Here is a 17,696-nt window from a genome sequence, read left to right on the forward strand (position 1 = left end):
ACCCCCGATGAGCGACCAGCAGAGCGAAGAGTTCAGCGAAGGGTTCACGGCGCAGGAGGCCCCGCGCCTTCAGGAGACCTTCGGCGTCCGGGCGGAGCCCGTGCAGGAGGTCCCGTTCGAGCGGGTCGAGCAGTTGCAGCCGGTGGAGCAGGGTCGGGCGCGGGTGCAGCCGTTCGAGGAGGCGCGGGTCGAGCAGTTGCAGCCGGTGGAGCAGGGCCGGGCTCCGCTGCAGCCCTTCGAGCAGGACGGTGTGACGCCCGCTCGGCTGACGCCGCGTGTGGGCACGGTGGTGTCGCCACGACCCGCGTCGATCAACGCGCAGGGGCAGCAGTCCGGGGGCGGGGGCGGCGGCGCCGGGCAGGGTTTCCAGGTCGACGTGGACCAGTACCGGTCCGCCGTCAGCCCCGTACTCGAGGCCGCAGACCAGGTGACCCAGCTCGCCACCCGCCTCTCGGCCTACCTCTCCAGTGCCGAGGGGAGCTCCCCCTGGGGCGACGACGAATCCGGGAAGCAGTTCTCCGAAGGGGAGAAGGGCTACCTCAAGTACAGCAAGGACACCCAGAGCGGCCTCAAGACCCTCGGCGAAGGGCTCAAGGGAGTCTCCGACGGCCTGAAGGCGATGGCCGACGGCTACGAGAACTCCGAGCAGTCCCTGACAGGTGGGTTCGACGCCCAGGGCGGCGGTGGCGGTCAGGTCGGTGCGACCGCGCCGCCCGCGTACTCCGCGCCGCTGCCGACCATGCCGTACAACCTGCGGCCCACGACCGGAAAGCACTGACCCGCCATGGCTGTCGAACTTCCCGAGCCCCTTCAGTGGATCCTGCTGCTGCTCGCCGGTACCCGTTGGCCCGAAGCCGACGAGGGCGAGCTGCGGGACATGGCGGCAGAGTGGCGCAAGGCCGCCGACGACCTGGAGCACGCCGCCAGGTCCTCCGACAGTGCCGTCCAGCGGGCCCTGGACGGCCAGCAGGGCAACGCCGCCGAGGCGCTGGGCAAGCACTGGGCGCAGTTCACCACCGGCAAGGGCACCGAGCAGGACCCTGGCTACTTCCCCGGCACCATCCAGGCCTGCCGTGGCATGGGCGACATGCTGGAGGGCATGGCCAACTCGGCCGAGACCGCGAAGATCCAGATCATCGCGCAGCTGGGCATCCTGGCCTTCGAGATCGCGACCGCAGAGGCTGAGGCCCCGTTCACGGCGGGTGCCTCGCTGCTGGAGATCCCGGCCGCGATCGCCATCGGGCGCGAGGCCGTCACGGTGATCCTGAAGAAGCTGCTCCAGGAGGCCCTCAAGCACGCGATCAAGATGGGCGTCCAGATGGGCGCCATCAACCTGATGGCGCAGACCATCGAGCTCGCGGAGGGCCACCGCAAGAGCATCGACGTCAAGGAGCTCGGCCAGGCGGTCGAGGGCGGTGCGATCTCCGGTGCGATCGGCAACCAGCTCGGCAAGGAGCTCGGCGCGGTCGGTGGCAAGGTGCTGCCGAAGGGCGCGATGGAGTCGCTCGGCGGCAAGGTGGTCCACGGCGCGGCGACCGGTGTCGGCACCGACGTGCTGACCCAACTGGCGATGACCGGCAAGGTGGATCCCCACAGCCTGCTCGGGTCCGGTCTCTCCGGTGGCGCGGGTGTCGGCCTGCACGCGGGGGCCAAGGGCCTTCGCGACCACTTCAACGGCCCGCCGAAGTTCGCCCCGCCGCACACCGAGATCGGTGGCTCGGCGACGGCGGGCGAGGGCGGCCCGGCGTCGTCCACCCAACACGGTGCGGGCCCCGACCTCGCCGGGGCCGGGTCGGGCAGCCGCCCGGACGAGGGCTCGGCGTCCGGCGCGGTCGGCTCGTCCGGCTCGTCTGCCTCGGACCGCAGCACCTACCACGGGCCTGACGGGTCGTCGTCCGAGAAGGGCAGCTCCGGCGGCCTGACACCGTTCGGCTCCGACCGCCCGTCCGGCGCCGAGCCCGGCGCAGGCGGCGGCGGTTCGGGCCTGGGCGCGAACCGGCCGTCCGAGAACACCGGCAGCGCAGCCCCGCTGCCGCACGAGGCTCCCGCGCCGGGGCCGGTGGGTGACCGGCCGCTGGGTGGCGGCGCGCTGCCGCACGAGGCTCCTGTGTCGGAGCCGGTTGCCGTTCGTGACGGCCTGTCGACCCCGGAGCCGGTGGCTGAGCGGCCGTCGGGTGACTCGCCGCAGTTCGTACGGGAGGCTGCGCCTGAGCCGGTTGCCTCGCATGACGTCCCGCCGGCGCGGGAGCCGGTGATCGAGCAGCCGGTTCGTGGTGAGACGGTCGTGCCGCATGAGGCTCCTGTGTCGGAGCCGGTTGCCGTTCGTGACGGCCTGTCGACCCCGGAGCCGGTGGCTGAGCGGCCGTCGGGTGACTCGCCGCAGTTCGTACGGGAGGCTGCGCCTGAGCCGGCCGGCTCGCATGATGTTCCGCCGATGGGGGAGCCGGCGGTTGAACAGCCGGTCCGTGGTGAGACGGTCGTGCCGCATGAGGCTCCTGTGTCGGAGCCGGTTGCCGTTCGTGACGGCCTGTCGACCCCGGAGCCGGTGGCTGAGCGGCCGTCGGGTGACTCGCCGCAGTTCGTACGGGAGGCTGCGCCTGAGCCGGCCGGCTCGCATGATGTTCCGCCGATGGGGGAGCCGGCGGTTGAACAGCCGGTCCGTGGTGAGACGGTGGTGCCGCAGGAGCGTGCGCCCGAGCCGGTTGCTGCTCGTGACGGTCTGTCGACTCCGGAGCCGGCGGTTGAGCAGCCGGTCCGTGGTGAGACGGTGGTTCCGCAGGAGCGTGCGCCTGAGCCGGTTGCCTCGCATGACGTCCCGCCGATGCGGGAGCCGGTGGCCGAGCGCCCGGTGAGTGGTGAGACCGTTGCGCAGTTCCAGCCGACGGCCGGACATGAGACCGGGTCACCGGGTTACGAGCCGTCCGGTGCCACCGCCGGTGGCGGGCACACCGGTTCGACGCCGAACCTGAACCTGCCCGGTGGTGCCCATCTGGGCAACGGCGGCGCCATGCCGAGCCTCGGTACGACGCACATCGACGCCGCTCGCCCGGTCGCCGCCCCGCCGCGTCAGGCCGCCGCGCCCGCCGACCACCAGAACCCCGTCCCCGACAACGTGGTGCCGCCGGCCGCCGACGCCCCGGCCACCCCCGCAGGTTCGGCCGGTCAGGTGTCGGTTCCACCGCAGTTCGGCCCGGTGCACTCGACCGGCCCGGTCGGTACGGGCGGCGGCGGCAGCCGGACGGCTCCCCGGCCGGAGGCAGCGCCGCGCCCTGAGAGTTCGGTCCCGCAACCACGCCCGGAGGCCCACACCGAGCCGCGCACTGAGCCAGGCGGCAGTCGCTTCCGTACGCAGGAGCAGCGCCAGCGCCAGCAGGAGCGCGAGCAGCGTCAGCACGAGTTCGTCACCCGCGAACCCAGCACGCCCGAGACGCCGGTCGAGCCGAAGCGCGATGTGCCGACGATGGGTCAGGAGGAGCGTCTGCACACCATCGGCAACCTCACGCCCGAGGGCCGGCGGAGTCTCGCGACCGACAAGGAGTTCGTCGCCGAGCTGCGCCGGAACTCCACGCCGGACGAGTTCGCCGAGTCGGCCGCGCACCTGCTGGTGCAGGTCGACCCCCGGACCGAGCAGGGCGGTGCCGCGCGGCACGAGGCCCAGCAGCAGCTGGCCCGGCTGCTGCGCAACCCGGAGGTCGCGGAGCGGCTGCTCACCAACGGGGTCGAGGTCGTGGTCGTCCCCAAGGACGTCCGGATGACCGACGTGCCGGCCTTCGGGAACCTCAAGGGCCGTGGCCTGGGCGGCGACTCCGGTCATGGCCGGACCTGGGACGACGTCCGGGGTTCGGGCGGGCGCAAGGTCGCGATCACCGAGGAGAACCTGCTCGGCGAGAAGACCACGATCGGCAAGGGTGGCAACTATGCGGACGGGTACTCGACCACCACGCACGAATTCGCCCACGCGGTCCACAAGTTCGGGCTCTCGCCGGAGCAGAAGCAGCAGGTCCACCAGTCGTTCGAGCAGAAGCGCGCGGGTGACGCGGACCGTACCGCCGAGTGGGCGGACGGTACGCGCCGCGACACGAGCGGCCGGGACAGGGAGAACTACAGCTCCACCGACGAGTTCGAGTACTTCGCGCAGGCCACCAACGCGCACCTGTCGACCAACCACGGCAGCGACCCGCTGACCGGTCAGGACCGGAACAACGGCTCCCACTGGGCAGGTCAGCACGAGCAGACCCTCAAGCCCCTGCTGGATCACCTGTACGGCTCGGACCCGCTCGCCGTGCACACCGGCGGCCGCGCCAACCCGGTGGACCACACCGAAGCCGTCTCCGGCGTCGGCGACTTCTTCCGCATGGCCGAGGGCCAGGCCCACGACACCCCGGCTCACGAGACGCCCGTCCCGCCGCACGAGCAGCCTGAGCACGGGCAGCCCGAGCACGGGCAGTCGCAGCGCGAGCCGGGTGCGGAGGAGCAGCCTTCGCCCCCGCCGCAGGCGGTCAGCATGGAGCACGAGGCGCTGGCGAAGAACGGCATGGACACCCCGGAGCGGCTGGTCGCCCGGCTCGACCAGCGGCTCGGCAACGACCCTGCCGGTCACCAGCGGGCCGAGGAGCTGCTGGGCGACGGCCGTGAGCACGGCTTCGACGAGGTGCTCAGTGCGTACCTCGATCACGAGGTGCACTCGGAGGGCACCGGTGAGCTGGTCTGGGCGGTGAACAACGAGGCGTCCCCCGAGACGCTCAAGTACCTGTTCGGCAGCGGCGAGCACGGCCCGGAGGTCATCAAGGACCTCGGCAACCCGCCGGAGTGGACGGACCGCCGCGAGTTCGGCAAGTGGTTGGTGACGCTGCCGGTGAAGGACAAGTACCAGACCATCCTGGGCCTCAACGAGCTGAACCTCGAAGCCGGGAACAGGCTGCTCTACCTCGGGGCGGGTGCAGACGTCGAGCACCCGCTGATGACCACCGGCGCCAAGGACTTCACCTTCGTCTCGAAGACCCCGGCGGAGGAGCTGAAGGGTTCTCAGGACGCACTCAAGGCCAGCCTGGAGAAGTACGCGGCCCCCGGTCACGAGGTGACCCTGCGGACGGACGAGTCCGGGGTCGACCACTACTCGGTGACCGGGCCGGACGGGAAGTCCGTGCTGGACGTGCGCGTGCACAACCAGGACTACAGCGAGTACCTCGGCGCGCACCCGGACGAGAAGTTCGGCTTCCTGATGGACAAGGACTCCTGGCTCAAGGACTGGAAGGACCACGACAACGGCGCCCTGATCCAGGACCTCGCCCCGCACGTGGACGAGAACGGCTACTGGATCAGCGGGACGAGCCTGCCCGAGCTGGACGGCCCGCCGCGCCCCGGCCACCCCGACGCGCCCTTCGGCAACCACCCCACCGAGCTCCAGGGCGGCAACTGGAGCGGTGGCGAGCCGCTGCACCTGCGTCAGCGCACCGATGCGCCGGCGGACGAGTTCGTGCACGGCGGCCAGCAGGAGCCCAACCACGGCTGGGACAAACTCTCGTACATCGTGGGGGACTTCCACGAGGGCGACCGGGTCGGCCAGGACCGCTTCCTGGAGGTGGTCCAGGAGTTCCGCGACATGGCCGAGTACCTGCCCGACGGCCCGCCGGACTCGGCGGCACTCCGCGACAAGATCATGGAGTGGGCCGGCGGCCGCACCGACGGGTTCACCCCCGACCCGGACGCCGTCCGACGCGTGCTGGACGGCGCCGACGACTTCAACGAGCCCGCCCCGCCGCCGCCCACCCGCAAGGACTCCCTCGGCCGGGACAACCCCGTCCGCGTGCCCGAGGAGCAGCCCGCCCCGCCGCCGCCCTCGGCGGGGGAGCGCCGGACCGACCCCGATACCGGCCGGATCCTCCCGGACGAGGAGAAGGTCAGGAAGGTCACGGACTTCCTCAACAACCGCCCCCAGGGTGACCCCGTACAGGTCGGCATCTCGTACCGGACCGACGGCTTCTCGCGGGGTAACCCCGGCGGTGCCTACGTCTCCCACGACAAGGCGTCCTGGGAGGGTGCCAAGCCGTCGGAACAGTTGGTGGCAGAGGGCCGGGAGCCCGCTGCCGGGCAGCCCGACAAGCCGGGCCTGCCCCGCATCGAGCAGGACAGTCTGCCGCCGAACTCGGAGGGCAGCGCCGCCTCGCCGCCCGCCCGGCTCGATGACCCGGCCGCGCACCTCCAGGACAAGGACCTGCTCTACATCCCCGGTGCGGCGAACGCGAACGACCGCCAGCTGGAGCCGAAGGACGAGCCGAAGCTGAAGGACCACAAGCGGGTCGTCAATCCCGTCCCGCTGGAGGACAGGCTGACGGAGCTGCGGAGCGACAAGGAGCGCCTGGAGCAGCTGCAGTCCGACCTGACGGCGAAGAAGGCGCGGGTCGAGCAGCAGGGCGAGGGTGAGCCTCGGGAGACCTTCAACAAGAAGGAGCGCAACCGCCTCGCGGCCATCCCTGGCGAGCTGAAGAAGAACGAAGCCGAGAGCACGAAGGTCGCCAAGGAGGCGGAGAAGGCCCGTCGGGTGTACGACGAGCACCAGCAGCGTGCCTCGTACGAGCTGAAGCTGATCGACCACGCACGCAAGACCGGCATGCCGATCCTGGCCGTCTGCGGCGGGTCCTGGCGGCTCGGCGAGAGTTACGGCGCCACCATGGGCACCTTCCCGAAGTCGGAGATGGATCAGCACCAGGCCGATGGCTGGAACCTGCGGCACGGCATGACCACCGAGCCGGGGACGCTCCTGCACGGTGTGATCAACCACGGCGGGCCCAAGGACCCCTCGGGTGCCCCGGTCGTGTCCCAGGTGAACAGCACCCACTGGGCCGCCGTGCTGGAGGAGCAGGGCCTCCTGACCAGTGGGGAGGGGAATTCCCCGCTGGTGATCTCGGCCCGCGCCAGCGGCACCGAGTCCGCCTCGGTCGAGGCGTTCGAGGGGCGGCACGGTGCCCCGGTCGTGGGCATCCAGTGGCACCCCGAGGGCAATCTGCCGGGTATGCAGGGCCGCAACGGCATCGAGGCGCGGCACCCGGAGGACCCCTTGTACCAACAGGAGAGGGAGCAGGGCCGCCAGGCGGACGCCATCTTCGAGGCGATGACCCAGGCCGGTCAGAGCTACCGCCGCCGCCAGAACATGGTGGAGGACTTCAAGTCGACGTTCGAGCCCCAGGACTACGGCGCCGTGGAGCATCCCGGGCTCCGGTCGGACACCGGCGGGCACGACGACGAGCCCTCGCCACCGCCGCCCACCCCGCACGACGAGGACCTGCCGTCCCCGCCGCCGCCCACCGAGGGGGACATCTCGCGGGCGGGTGACCAGAAGGCGTTGGAGAAGGCCGGGCTCGACCTGCACAACGCGCCGGACGCGCTGCAGGAGCGGCTGGAGCAGAAGTTCCCCGCCCCCGACGCGGGTGCGCCCGACCGGGTGCGCGAGGCGTTGGCGAACGGTGGTGGCTTCGACGAGGTGCTGAGCGCGCACCTTGGCCATGAGCTGCACTCGGACGGCACCGGCGATCTGGTGAACGCGATGCAGAACGGTGCGTCGGCGGACACGGTCAAGTACCTGTTCGGCAGCGGTGAGCGCACGCCCGAGGTGGACCGTCAGCTCGGCTCGCACCCGTCCTGGGTGGAGCCGCGTGAGCTGGGACGCTGGGCCATGGGCGCGAGCATGCAGGGCCGTAACGAGCCGCTGGTCCGGCTGAACGAGGGCCTGGCGCAGGGTGAGCACGGCGGTGGTTCGCTGCTCTACCTAGGTGGGGACGCCGACATCGAGCACGCGCTCTTCACCACCGGCACCAAGGATCTGACCATCGTCTCGACCGACCCGAACGTGTCGGACCGGACGCAGTTCCTGGAGTCCACCGGCAGTGTCGTCCGGGAGAAGCTGGAGAAGTACGCCCCGGGCCACACCGTCACCGCCGAGCCGATCGGCACCGACGGCACCCACTTCTCGGTCAGGGACGCCGAGGGCAACTCGGTCATGGACGTGCGCTACCACGCCCAGACGTACGACGAGTTCCTGCACGGCAGCGGCGCGGACAAGAAGTTCGACTTCCTGATGGAGAAGGACTCCTGGTTCGGTGACTGGAAGCCGACCCACGCCGAGGTGGTCGGCTCGATCGGCGGCGCGCTGAAGGACGGCGGCCACTGGATCGGCGGCTTCGAACCGGGGCTGAGCGCCGGCACGGACCGGCTCTTCCAGGACCGCACCGAGGAGTTCACGCCGGACGGCCCGGCTCACTGGGGCGGCCAGGAGCGGCTGAACGTCCGTCAGCGGGTGGAGGACCAGGGCGCGCCCCGGCAACCCGGCGACGACCAGGGGGTGCTGGAGACCTGGGACAAGGCCAACATGGTGCTCAAGGGCTACCCCGCGGTCGAGGGCATGAGCGTCGGGGCCTTCCACGAGGAGGTCGTGCAGTCCGTCGCGGACTACGTGCTCACCAGCCTGCCGGAGAACCAGCGGCACACCGGCGCCGTCGCCGGAAAGCTCGCCGACTGGTTCGAGAAGGCCGGCAACCAGCGGCCGGACCCGGCCGCCATCAAGGAGATCCTCGACCGGGCCGACCCGTACGAGGACGAGCCCTCACCCCCGCCGCCGGGCCCGGACTTCCAGCCCGGCCCGGTGCGGCCCGCCGACCACGCTCCGGAGGACATCGGACACGTACCGCCCACGGGCGGCCGCAAGCGCGGGCGCGACGAGGAGCCGCCCACGGACGGCGACGAGCACGCCGTGGCCGAGCCCCGGCCGGAGGTCAAGCGCCCGCGCACCCGCGCGTACGAGGACTCCCCGGCGGTCCGCGAGAGCCGGGGGCTGCGGCCGCCGACGGCGGAGCAGCAGGACGCCGTCCGGCAGGCCACCGGCGGGGAGCGGTTCCCGAAGCCCACCCCCGAGCTGCTCCAGGCCGTCAACCCGCACGGGCGCAGCCTCGACGGCAGCAGTCTGCACAGCTGCCTGGAGGCCACCGACGCGCTGCGCGACACCCACTACGGGCGTCCGCGCCCGTCGGACGTCCCGCTGACGGGGCGTCCCGAGACCGATGCCGCCTGGACGCTGCTGAAGCGCGCCGAGGCCCCGCGCTCCTTCGGCGACGGCCGGACGGGCATCGAGGCCCTGGTCCGCCAGGTCCGCGAAGGCGGTCCGGGCACCTTCTCGACCGTGCTGCTCGGCAGGCGCGGGAGCGAGGGCCACGCGCTGGCCCTGATCCACGGTGAGGACGGCGTCCTGCGCTGGGCCGACCCCTCCACCGGTTCGGTCCGGACACTGGAGGAGCAGCCCATCCCGCCGCGCTTCGGCAACGGTGACCACGTCTGGGCCGCGACCGCGGGCCCGGCGGAGGAGCACGTCCCGGGCGGCGAGCACGACCCCGACATGTTCGGTGCGGACGCCCCCGAGTTCGGTGCGCTGCCGCCGCTCCCGCCCGCTGAGCACGCCGCGCTGGTGCATGACCTGCACCAGGACCCGGTGGCGACGCTCCAGGACCGGATGATCTCCTCCGACCCGGTGCGGGGCCTGCGGGCCCGGCACGAGGGGCAGTTGGACGAGAACCAGATCCCGATGCTGCTGAAGTGGATCGAGGGCCGGGAGGGGCCCGAGCCCCGGCCGACCACGCACTGGTACGTCCTGACCCCGGACCAGGGCCGGGAGACCCCGGACCGGACCGCCTTCCAGATGACGCCTGCCGTGGAGAAGTACCTCCAGGACTCCCCGCACCTGGCCGAGTACCTGCGGCTCGGCCCGGAGCAGCTGGCGGCGATCCAGGGGCTCGGGATGCCCGACGGCGCCTACCTGCGGCCCTCGCTGGTGCCCTACCACGCGGGGCAGCCGAATGCCGAGGGCGTCGGCAGCGCGCTGGTCGGCGGCCCGGACGCCCCGGACCTGGTCGTCACGCCCGCGATGAACGGCTGCGCGTTCGTCATCAGCGGCGGGAGCGACGTCCACCAGCCCTTCACCGCCACGCACTTCCAGTCGCCCAAGTCCTTCCAGCCCGCCATGGAGCGGTTCATCCGCGACAACGCGGTCTCGGACTGGTTCGGCGACCAGGAGTACGCCCGGCAGACGCACCTGGAGCAGGGCCGGAGCTTCGACGTCACCAACTTCCTGTGGCGCAGCGGGCCGGGCCAGCCGTGGCACGTCGTCAGCCAGGAGATGAGCGGACCCGCCGACGGGCCGGACGGCAGCACGGTCGTGGAGCGGACCCAGAGCCGTCCGATCGACTTCGCCCCGCTGACGGAGGAGCAGAAGACCGGTCTGGTGCTGAGTCTGAAGGCCAAGTTCGACTGGGAGAAGACCTCGCACCGCGACATCGTCGACCTGGTCGGCAGGCTGCCGCAGGGCGAGCGCCGGACGGCCCTGGAGGCGCTGGCCCGGACCATGCGGGACGGCGTGGACCAGGACATGGCGCAGCTCCGCGCGGCGAGCAGCCGGCAGGAGCTGCTCGACGCCGCCGAGGCCGTCCGGGCCCGCCGGTCGGACGCCGACTTCCTGGGCCGGCTGAACGGGCTCAAGGACGACGTGGCCTTCGGCGCGGCGATGGACGCGGCCCTCGCCGTCGGCGCGGACCAGGCGGCGGCCAAGAAGATCGCGGGCGACGTCGAGCGGAACGGCCGCACGATCACGGAGCTGATCACCCGGCACCAGGAGATGGAGTGGCTGGACACCTTCCTGCGGGAGCAGGGTCTCTGACCTCCGCTCACCTCCGGGCCGTCGGTGCACACACCGGCGGCCCGGTCTGTTTTCCCGCCCTGGGCCGATTCGCTCAACCGCGACCGCCGTGTACCGACGCGTAACCGACAACGGCTAATATGCCCGTCCCAGGTTGTCGGAGCTCTCATCGGATTCCGGCGTCCGGGTTCTCACCCGGGTCTGTTCCGCACCTCGCGCACGTATACGCTGCACGGTGCGGTGCACGGCAAGCTCATGGCCGATGAACTGCACTGATGCCAGGTTTGCCGACGGGGAGGCGGAAGGCCGCACCCGCTCGGCAGAACGTATTCGGCAATGCGCGGGGAATGGTATTCGTACCCGACCTGACTCCGCGTCTTCCCGCATGGACAATTCCTCTGCCCGAAAGGGCAGAGCAGGTAGCCGCTCGGGCACCGAGCGAAGGAGGGGGCCGGCATGTCGGGCACGGACGAGCAGCAGTCAGGGGGGGCCAAGGCCCCGGGGATCCGGCTGAGCCTCGGTGGTGAGGCGCTGCCGGGCAGTCGTACGGAGCTGCTGCTCGGCGCCGACGGCGCCCTGCGGGTCGAGCGGCTCGACGCCGCCGGACACACTCAGCGTCAGGGCCGCGCCGATGCCGCACTCGTGGTGCGGGTGCTCGCCGCCGTCCGCGCGGCCGGGCCCGGCCTGACCGCCGCGCCCGCGGAGGCCACCCGCCGCCTGTACGTCACCGGCCTGCTGCCCGGCGGCGACACGGTCTGGGCGGACGGCACGTCAGCGCCGCTGCCCGAGGCCGCCCGGCTGCTGGACGAGCTCGCCGAGCTCGCCCTCGACCCGGCCAGGGTCGGGCAGTTGGCCGGTGTGGCAGCCAGGTTCGGCAGCCCCGAGCTGACCCCCGACACCCCGCAGGCCAAGGCCGTCATCGGCGCCCTCGAGGGCCGCCCGGTCTACGCCATCGCCGAGACCGGCCAGGGCTACGGGATCGCCGACCTCGGCACCCAGGAGTCGCTGGGCAGCTCCGGCCCCGCAGCCGGGCTGCTGCCCACCGCCGTCGCGCTCGGCGTGGCCGGCGAGAAGGAGCTGTTCGCCGTCGGCGCCGAGGACGGCTCCGTCCAGGTCTGGGACGCCGTCAGCGGCGTCCAGCTGCACGGCACCACGGGCGGCGAGGGCAGCCAGGTCGTCGCGGCCGGGGTCGTCCAGGGCGTGGAGCTGGCCTTCTCCGGCGGCGTCCAGGGCGAGGTCCGCGCCTGGCGTGCCGACGACGGCCGCCCGCTCGGCCTGCTCGACGTCGCCGGGAAGGGCGCGGCGGCACTCTGCTACGCGCACTGTGCCGAGCTGCACCTGCTGGCCGCCGCCGGGGACGACGCCATCGTCCGGGTCTGGGACGTCTCCTCCGGCGAGCGCCTGCACCTGCTGGTCGGCCACCGCGAGCGCGTCACCACCCTCGCCGTGCTCAGCCTCGGCGACCAGGCGCTGCTCGCCTCCGCCGGGCTCGACGGCGACATCCGGCTCTGGGACCTCGCCACCGGCCAGCCGGTCGCCACCCTCACCGGACACTCCGCCACCATCACCGGCCTGGCCTTCCTCGAACTCGACGGCCGCCCGGTGCTGGCCTCCACCGCGCTCGACGGCACCTGTCGCACCTGGGACGTCTACGACGGCGCCGCCCTGCACGGCTGGCCCGCCGGCACCGCCTGGCTCACCGCCGTCGCCGCCCTGGAGCTCAACGGCACCGCCGTCGTGGTGACCGGCGACGAGCAGGGCCGGATCGCCCTCTGGCAGCCCGCCACCGGCAGCCCGCTCGGCACCCACGAGCTCGGCTCCGCCGTCAACGCACTGCTCGTCACCGAGATCGGCGGCCGCCCGGCGCTCGTCACCGGCCACGCCGACGGCACCGTCACGGTGCTGGACGCCGCCACCCGCGCCGACGTCTACCGCCTCGGCGCCGACGGCGGCCCCGTCACCTCGCTCGCGATCGCGGGCTCGGTGCTGGTCTGCGGCACCGCCGCCGGCGCCGTCCGCTGCCACGCCCTCGCCGACGGCACCCAGCTCTCGGTGCCCACCCCGCACACCGGCCCGGTCAGCGCCCTCGACTTCGCCGCCCAACTCCCCACCGGCGCACCGGCGGTGCTCGCCTCCGCCGGGCTCGACGGCACCGTCCGCATCCGGCAGGCCCTCGACGGCACGCCGCTGCTCCAGATCTCCGCCCACCCGCAGGGCGTGACGGCCATGACCCTCGGCGTGATCGAGGGCCACCGCCTGCTCGCCACCGCCGGGGCCGAGCGCACCGTACGCCTCTGGGACGCCACCAGCGGTGTCGCCGGGCCCGTGCTCGACGGCCTCCCGGCGCCGGCCGAGACGCTCAGCTTCGGCATGCTGACCGGAAAGCCCGTCGTGATCGCCGGAACCGCCGACGGCACCGTGCTGGTCTTCAGCGTCGTCGACGGCAGCCGGACAGCCACCCTCGCCGGCGGCGGAAGCGCCGTGCGGGCACTGGCCGTCCAGGACCTCGACGGTGAGGTGCTGCTCGCCGCCGGTGACGAGGCCTCGACGCTGCGGCTCTGGCACCTGGCGAGCGGCTCGCTGCTCAACGAGGCCGCGCTGGACCGCACCCCGCTGGCCATCGCCTTCGGCGAGGCCGGGCTGCACGTGGTCGGCGCCAACGGGTCGACCCTGCTCTGACGCTGCCCGTCCGGTAGCGCCCGTCAGTCTGACTTTCTGTCTGTCAATCGTCCAAGGGGGAAGTGCGCGTGGCCAGTTCGTCGTTCCGTATCGACTTCGCAGAGGTCGAGGCGGCCTCCAAGTTGATCCACAACATGCTCGCCGACCTGGAGGAGCCTGCCAACCGCCTCGAAGCGGTGGTCAAGCAGGTGCAGAAGTCGGTCTACGGCACCGACCTGCTCGGCAAGTCGCTGACCGGCGGCACCTCCTCCGTCGGCGGCGTGGGCGAGCACCAGGACCAGGTGCTCGCCGGTATCCGCGCCTACATCGCCAACACGACGGTGATGGCGCAGAACCTGCAGCACATCGTCGACACGCACCGCAGCAACGACGACGAGCAGGCCACCGAGCTGCACGGCATCCTCAAGGACAACGGCACCCCGCAGACGCCCGGCGCCACGAGGACGGGGACCATCACCCCCGCCGTGACCGTCGGCGTTCCGGCGACCCCGGCAACTCCGCCGCAGACGCCGGACTTCACCCCGCCGCCCCCGCCGAAGCTGGACTACAACCCGCCGAAGCCGCCGCCGGTCGACCGGCCCCCGGTGGGTGGCGGACGCCACCCGCTCGAAACCTGACCGATCCCTGGCCGTCCGGCCTGCCCCCGTACCCCCCTGTCGCCTGGTGATCCCGCGTCGCCGTCGACTGCCGAGCCGTCCCCGCAGACACCCGGCAGTCCGTCCGAGAAAGTGACTCGTCATCATGATCGAGCTGCCGTCCGACCTCGCCGAGGTGCTCAAAACCGTTCAGAAGAACGAGAACGGCACGGACATCGTCTTCCCCAACGGCAACGAGGACGTGCTGGCCGACCTCGCCAGGGCCTGGGACGCCTGGAACTCTGTGGCGGAGAGCCGCATCCAGGCCATCATCGGCGCGGCCAAGCAGGCGATGGAGCACATGTCGGGCCCCGCCGCCGACCAGTTCGAGCAGTACCTCCAGAAGTACGCGGGCCGGGACGACTCGCACGCCGCCACCACCCTGATCGCAGGCCAGGCGATGGCCGTCAACATGCACGGCTCCGCCCAGGCCGTGGCCGCCACCAAGACCGAGATGGTGCGCGAACTCACGTACGCGAAGACGTACATGGAGCAGAACCCGGCGGGCAAGAAGGACGACATCGCCCAGTCCGCGGGTATCAAGGAGGCCGCCCAGACGTACCACACGTATGTCGGCCAGGTCGGCTCCGGCGTCGACACGATGCTGCGTACGAGCGCCGGGCACGTCGAGGCGATGACGGGCTCCGGGAAGTCCTGCGCGCTGACCGGCGCGGGTGGTGGCAGCGGCCCCGGCGGCACCGGCCCCAACGGCCTGGGTCTGGACAGTGCTCCGCCGCCCGGCTCCGGCGCGGGTGGTGACGGGGCCGGGGCCGGTGCCGGTGGTGATGGTGCCGGCGGTGCCGGCGGTGGCGCTGGTGGCGGTGCCGGTGGTGGCGCTGGTGGCGGTGCCGGTGGTGGCGCGGGCGGTGGCGCGGGCGGTCACGGCGCGCCCAAGATGCCGCACATGCCCTCGGCCAAGGCGCCCGACATCGGCGGCGGCGCGGGCGCGCACATGCCCAAGTTCAACCAGCCGAAGCTGACGCCGTACACCCCGCCCAAGGTGGGCATGCCGGACTTCGGCACCGGGATGGGCCCCGACGGCAAGCCGTTCTTCGGCAGCGTCGGGACCAAGCCCCCGAGCCTCAACCTGGCCGGTCTGGACGGCTTCGACCCGAGCATGGGTGGCGCGGGCGGCGGGCTGAGCCCGTTCGGCGGCGGCGGTGCCGGTGGCGGGATGGGCGGCCTCGGCGGCGGCCTGGGCGGTGGTGGTGGTGGCGCCGGTGGTGGCATGGGTCTGGGCGGTCTCGGGGCCGGTGGCCTCGGCGGCGCGCTCGGAGGCTCGCTCTCGGGCGCGGCCGGTGGGGCCGGCAGCCTGGCCGGCGCCAGTTCGGCCGCCGCACGGCTCGGCGCCCGCTCGGGCACTGCCGTCGGCGGCGGCGCAGCCGGTTCGGCGGCCGGGCGGCCCGGCGCGGCGGGCATGCACGCCCCCAGCGGCATGGGCGGGCGCGGCGGCGGCGGAAAGAGCGGCGGTAAGGGTGGCAACAAGTTCGTCCGCCCGACTCGCTTCGGCACGGACGGCGAGGAGGACCTCGACCCGCTGGCCACCGACCGCGGCGTGATCGGCCAGGCCACCGAGGCCCAGCCCCGCGACCAGCAGTGGCACCGGATGCGGCAGCGCTGGATGGACGAGGCCCGCACGACCGAAGCCTCGGCCGCCCCCGTCGAGGAGGAGGCCGCACCCGCGACCGGCGCCGAGAACCCGCTCGTCGCGCAGCTCGCCGGGGCAATGCTCGGCACGCCCGACGAGGCAGCCGAGGGGACGGCCGACGGCGCCGACTCCGGGGCCACCACGACGTCGGCTTCGGGCTCGGCGGGCGGCACGGTGTCGTCCGACTCGGGCTCGGGCTCGGGCTCGGGTTCGGGTTCGGGTTCTGGTTCGGGCTCGGGTGGGGACGACGAGGCGTACCTCGACCGGGCACGGTCGGTGTCCGCGCGGCGCGGGCGGCCCGACGAGGCCGCTTCCGGCACCACCTCCTCGGCCGCCTCCGGCGGCACGGCCCCGGCCGCACCGGCCGCCCCGGCCCCGATCCTCGAGGAGGGCGGGTACCAGGTGCCCAGCCCGTTCCTGCGGGCCGCCCTCGCGCGGCTCGCCACCGGGGGCGGCGCCTGACGGCCGCTCGCTCCTCCTGAGACCCGCACGCCCCCTTTCGCACTGAACGAGGACTTCCCATGGCCGCCAACCGCCCAGGCGACGAGTTCGCCGCATTCGAGACACCAGCCCACGAGCGCCTGATCGAGCGCGAGCCGGTGGAGTCGCCCGAGTACACCGCCGTGCACGAGGTTTCGACGCCGCGGAGTTTCCCGGAGTCGTCGGAGTACACGCCGGTGCACGAGGCGTATGTGGCGCGGTCGGAGCCGGAGTTCACGCCTGCGCACGAGGTGTTTGCGGCGCGATCGGAGCCGGAGTTCACGCCTGCGCACGAGGTGTCGACGCCGCGGAGTTTCCCGGACTCGTCCGAGTACACGCCCGCGCAGCAGGTGTCCATGCCGCGGTCGGACTACATGCCTGCGCAGGAGGCGTACTCGCCGCAGATGCAGCTGAAGGAGGAGTCGCCTCGGTCCATGCCGGCGCAGGAGGCATTCACGCCGCGGAGCTTTACGGACTCGTCCGAGTACACGCCCGCGCAGCAGGTGTCCGCGCCGCGGTCGGACTACATGCCTGCGCAGGAGGCGTACTCGCCGCAGATGCAGCTGAAGGAGGAGTCGCCTCGGTCCATGCCTGCGCAGGAGGCATTCACGCCGCGGAGCTTTACGGACTCGCCCGAGTACACGCCTGCGCAGTCGGCCAGGTTCGAGCCACGGATGGGGGGTCTGCTCGGCGACGACGTGACCCCGGCGCATGTGGCGCCGCGGATCGGGACGGTCCAGGGTGTGCCGCTCGACGGTGACGTGATCCCTGCTCAGACGGTCTCGCCGCAGTTCGTGGCGGCGGTGCCGAAGGAGCACGGCACGCCGCTTCAGGCGAGCGAGGCGATGCAGGCGATGCCGCTGACTCCCCAGTCGGTGGCGGCGGTGCCGAAGGAGCAGGGAACGCCGCTTCAGGCGAGCGAGGCGATGCCGGCGATGCCGCTGACTCCCCAGTCGGAGGCGGGAGTGCCGAAGGAACACGGCACGCCGCTGGAGGAGGGCAAAGCCACCCCCGCAACGCCGTTGAACCCCACGGGGACGACTCCTGCGGCGGAGTCGGCGGTGCCGAAGCAGCAGGGAGCCGCCCTGAACTCCCAGCCCCAGGGCGGGAGCGGCGGTGGCGCAGGGCAGGGCTTCCAGGTCGACGCCGGTCAGTACCGGGCTGCGGTCAACCCGATCATGTCCGCGATGGAGCAGATCTCCGAACTGGCCACCAGCCTCACGTCGTTCCTCACCAGCATGGAGTCGAACGCTCCGTGGGGGAAGGACGAGGGCGGTAAGAAGTTCGCCGAGGGCGAGAAGGGCTACCTGAAGTACAGCAAGGACAGCCAGGCGGGTGTGAAGAGCCTCGCCGGCGCGCTGGAGAACGTGGCCAGCGGCCTCAAGAGCATGGCCGACGGCTACGACAACTCCGAGGGCTTCGCGACCGGGGGCTTCGGCTCCGGGGAAGGCGGCGGAGCTGCCGGCGGTGGAGCCGGCGGCGGCGGTCAGATCGGCGCGACCCCGCCCCCGGCCTACACGGCACCCTCCATCCACGTGCCCTCCAACCCGCGCCCCACTACCGGAAAGCACTGATC

Annotated in this window: 6 protein-coding genes; all 6 read left to right on the forward strand. The window is 72.6% G+C overall.

Translation table 11 applies throughout. The annotated features are described in order from the left end of the window. Positions 1-7: 7 nt before the first annotated feature. The 6 genes from ACR68M_RS26215 to ACR68M_RS26240 all read left to right on the forward strand — a co-directional run bounded on the left by ACR68M_RS26215 (position 8) and on the right by ACR68M_RS26240 (position 17,694). Complete coding sequence (locus ACR68M_RS26215) at positions 8-778, forward strand: hypothetical protein (protein ID WP_441246576.1); 771 nt, start codon at positions 8-10, stop codon at positions 776-778. 6 nt (positions 779-784) lie between these two features. Next, the gene (locus tag ACR68M_RS26220) at positions 785-10,699 is read left to right on the forward strand and encodes a gamma-glutamyl-gamma-aminobutyrate hydrolase family protein (RefSeq protein ID WP_441246577.1); all 9,915 of its coding nucleotides are present in this window, start codon (positions 785-787) and stop codon (positions 10,697-10,699) included. Positions 10,700-11,134: 435 nt separating this feature from the next. Further along, the gene (locus ACR68M_RS26225; RefSeq protein ID WP_441246578.1) at positions 11,135-13,357 is read left to right on the forward strand and encodes a hypothetical protein; all 2,223 of its coding nucleotides are present in this window, start codon (positions 11,135-11,137) and stop codon (positions 13,355-13,357) included. Positions 13,358-13,425: 68 nt separating this feature from the next. Next, positions 13,426-13,974 carry a hypothetical protein gene (locus ACR68M_RS26230; RefSeq protein ID WP_441246579.1) on the forward strand — a complete coding sequence of 183 codons (549 nt, stop codon included), beginning with the start codon at positions 13,426-13,428 and terminating at the stop codon, positions 13,972-13,974. A gap of 124 nt (positions 13,975-14,098) precedes the next feature. Continuing rightward, on the forward strand, positions 14,099-16,102 hold the full coding sequence (locus ACR68M_RS26235) for a hypothetical protein (RefSeq protein ID WP_441246580.1): 2,004 nt from the start codon (positions 14,099-14,101) through the stop codon (positions 16,100-16,102). Between the two features lie 59 nt (positions 16,103-16,161). Continuing rightward, positions 16,162-17,694, forward strand: coding sequence for a hypothetical protein (locus ACR68M_RS26240; protein ID WP_441246581.1), 1,533 nt, complete (start codon positions 16,162-16,164; stop codon positions 17,692-17,694). Positions 17,695-17,696 lie beyond the last annotated feature (2 nt).

The sequence above is a fragment of the Kitasatospora sp. McL0602 genome (genome assembly GCF_052076145.1).
GTDB lineage: Bacteria > Actinomycetota > Actinomycetes > Streptomycetales > Streptomycetaceae > Kitasatospora.

Bases quoted from the DNA above. Each gene is read 5' to 3' on its own strand.
- ACR68M_RS26215 (WP_441246576.1), top strand. From the start codon at position 8: ATGAGCGACCAGCAGAGCGAAGAGTTCAGCGAAGGGTTCACGGCGCAG.
- ACR68M_RS26220 (WP_441246577.1), top strand. From the start codon at position 785: ATGGCTGTCGAACTTCCCGAGCCCCTTCAGTGGATCCTGCTGCTGCTC.
- ACR68M_RS26225 (WP_441246578.1), top strand. From the start codon at position 11,135: ATGTCGGGCACGGACGAGCAGCAGTCAGGGGGGGCCAAGGCCCCGGGG.
- ACR68M_RS26235 (WP_441246580.1), top strand. From the start codon at position 14,099: ATGATCGAGCTGCCGTCCGACCTCGCCGAGGTGCTCAAAACCGTTCAG.
- ACR68M_RS26240 (WP_441246581.1), top strand. From the start codon at position 16,162: ATGGCCGCCAACCGCCCAGGCGACGAGTTCGCCGCATTCGAGACACCA.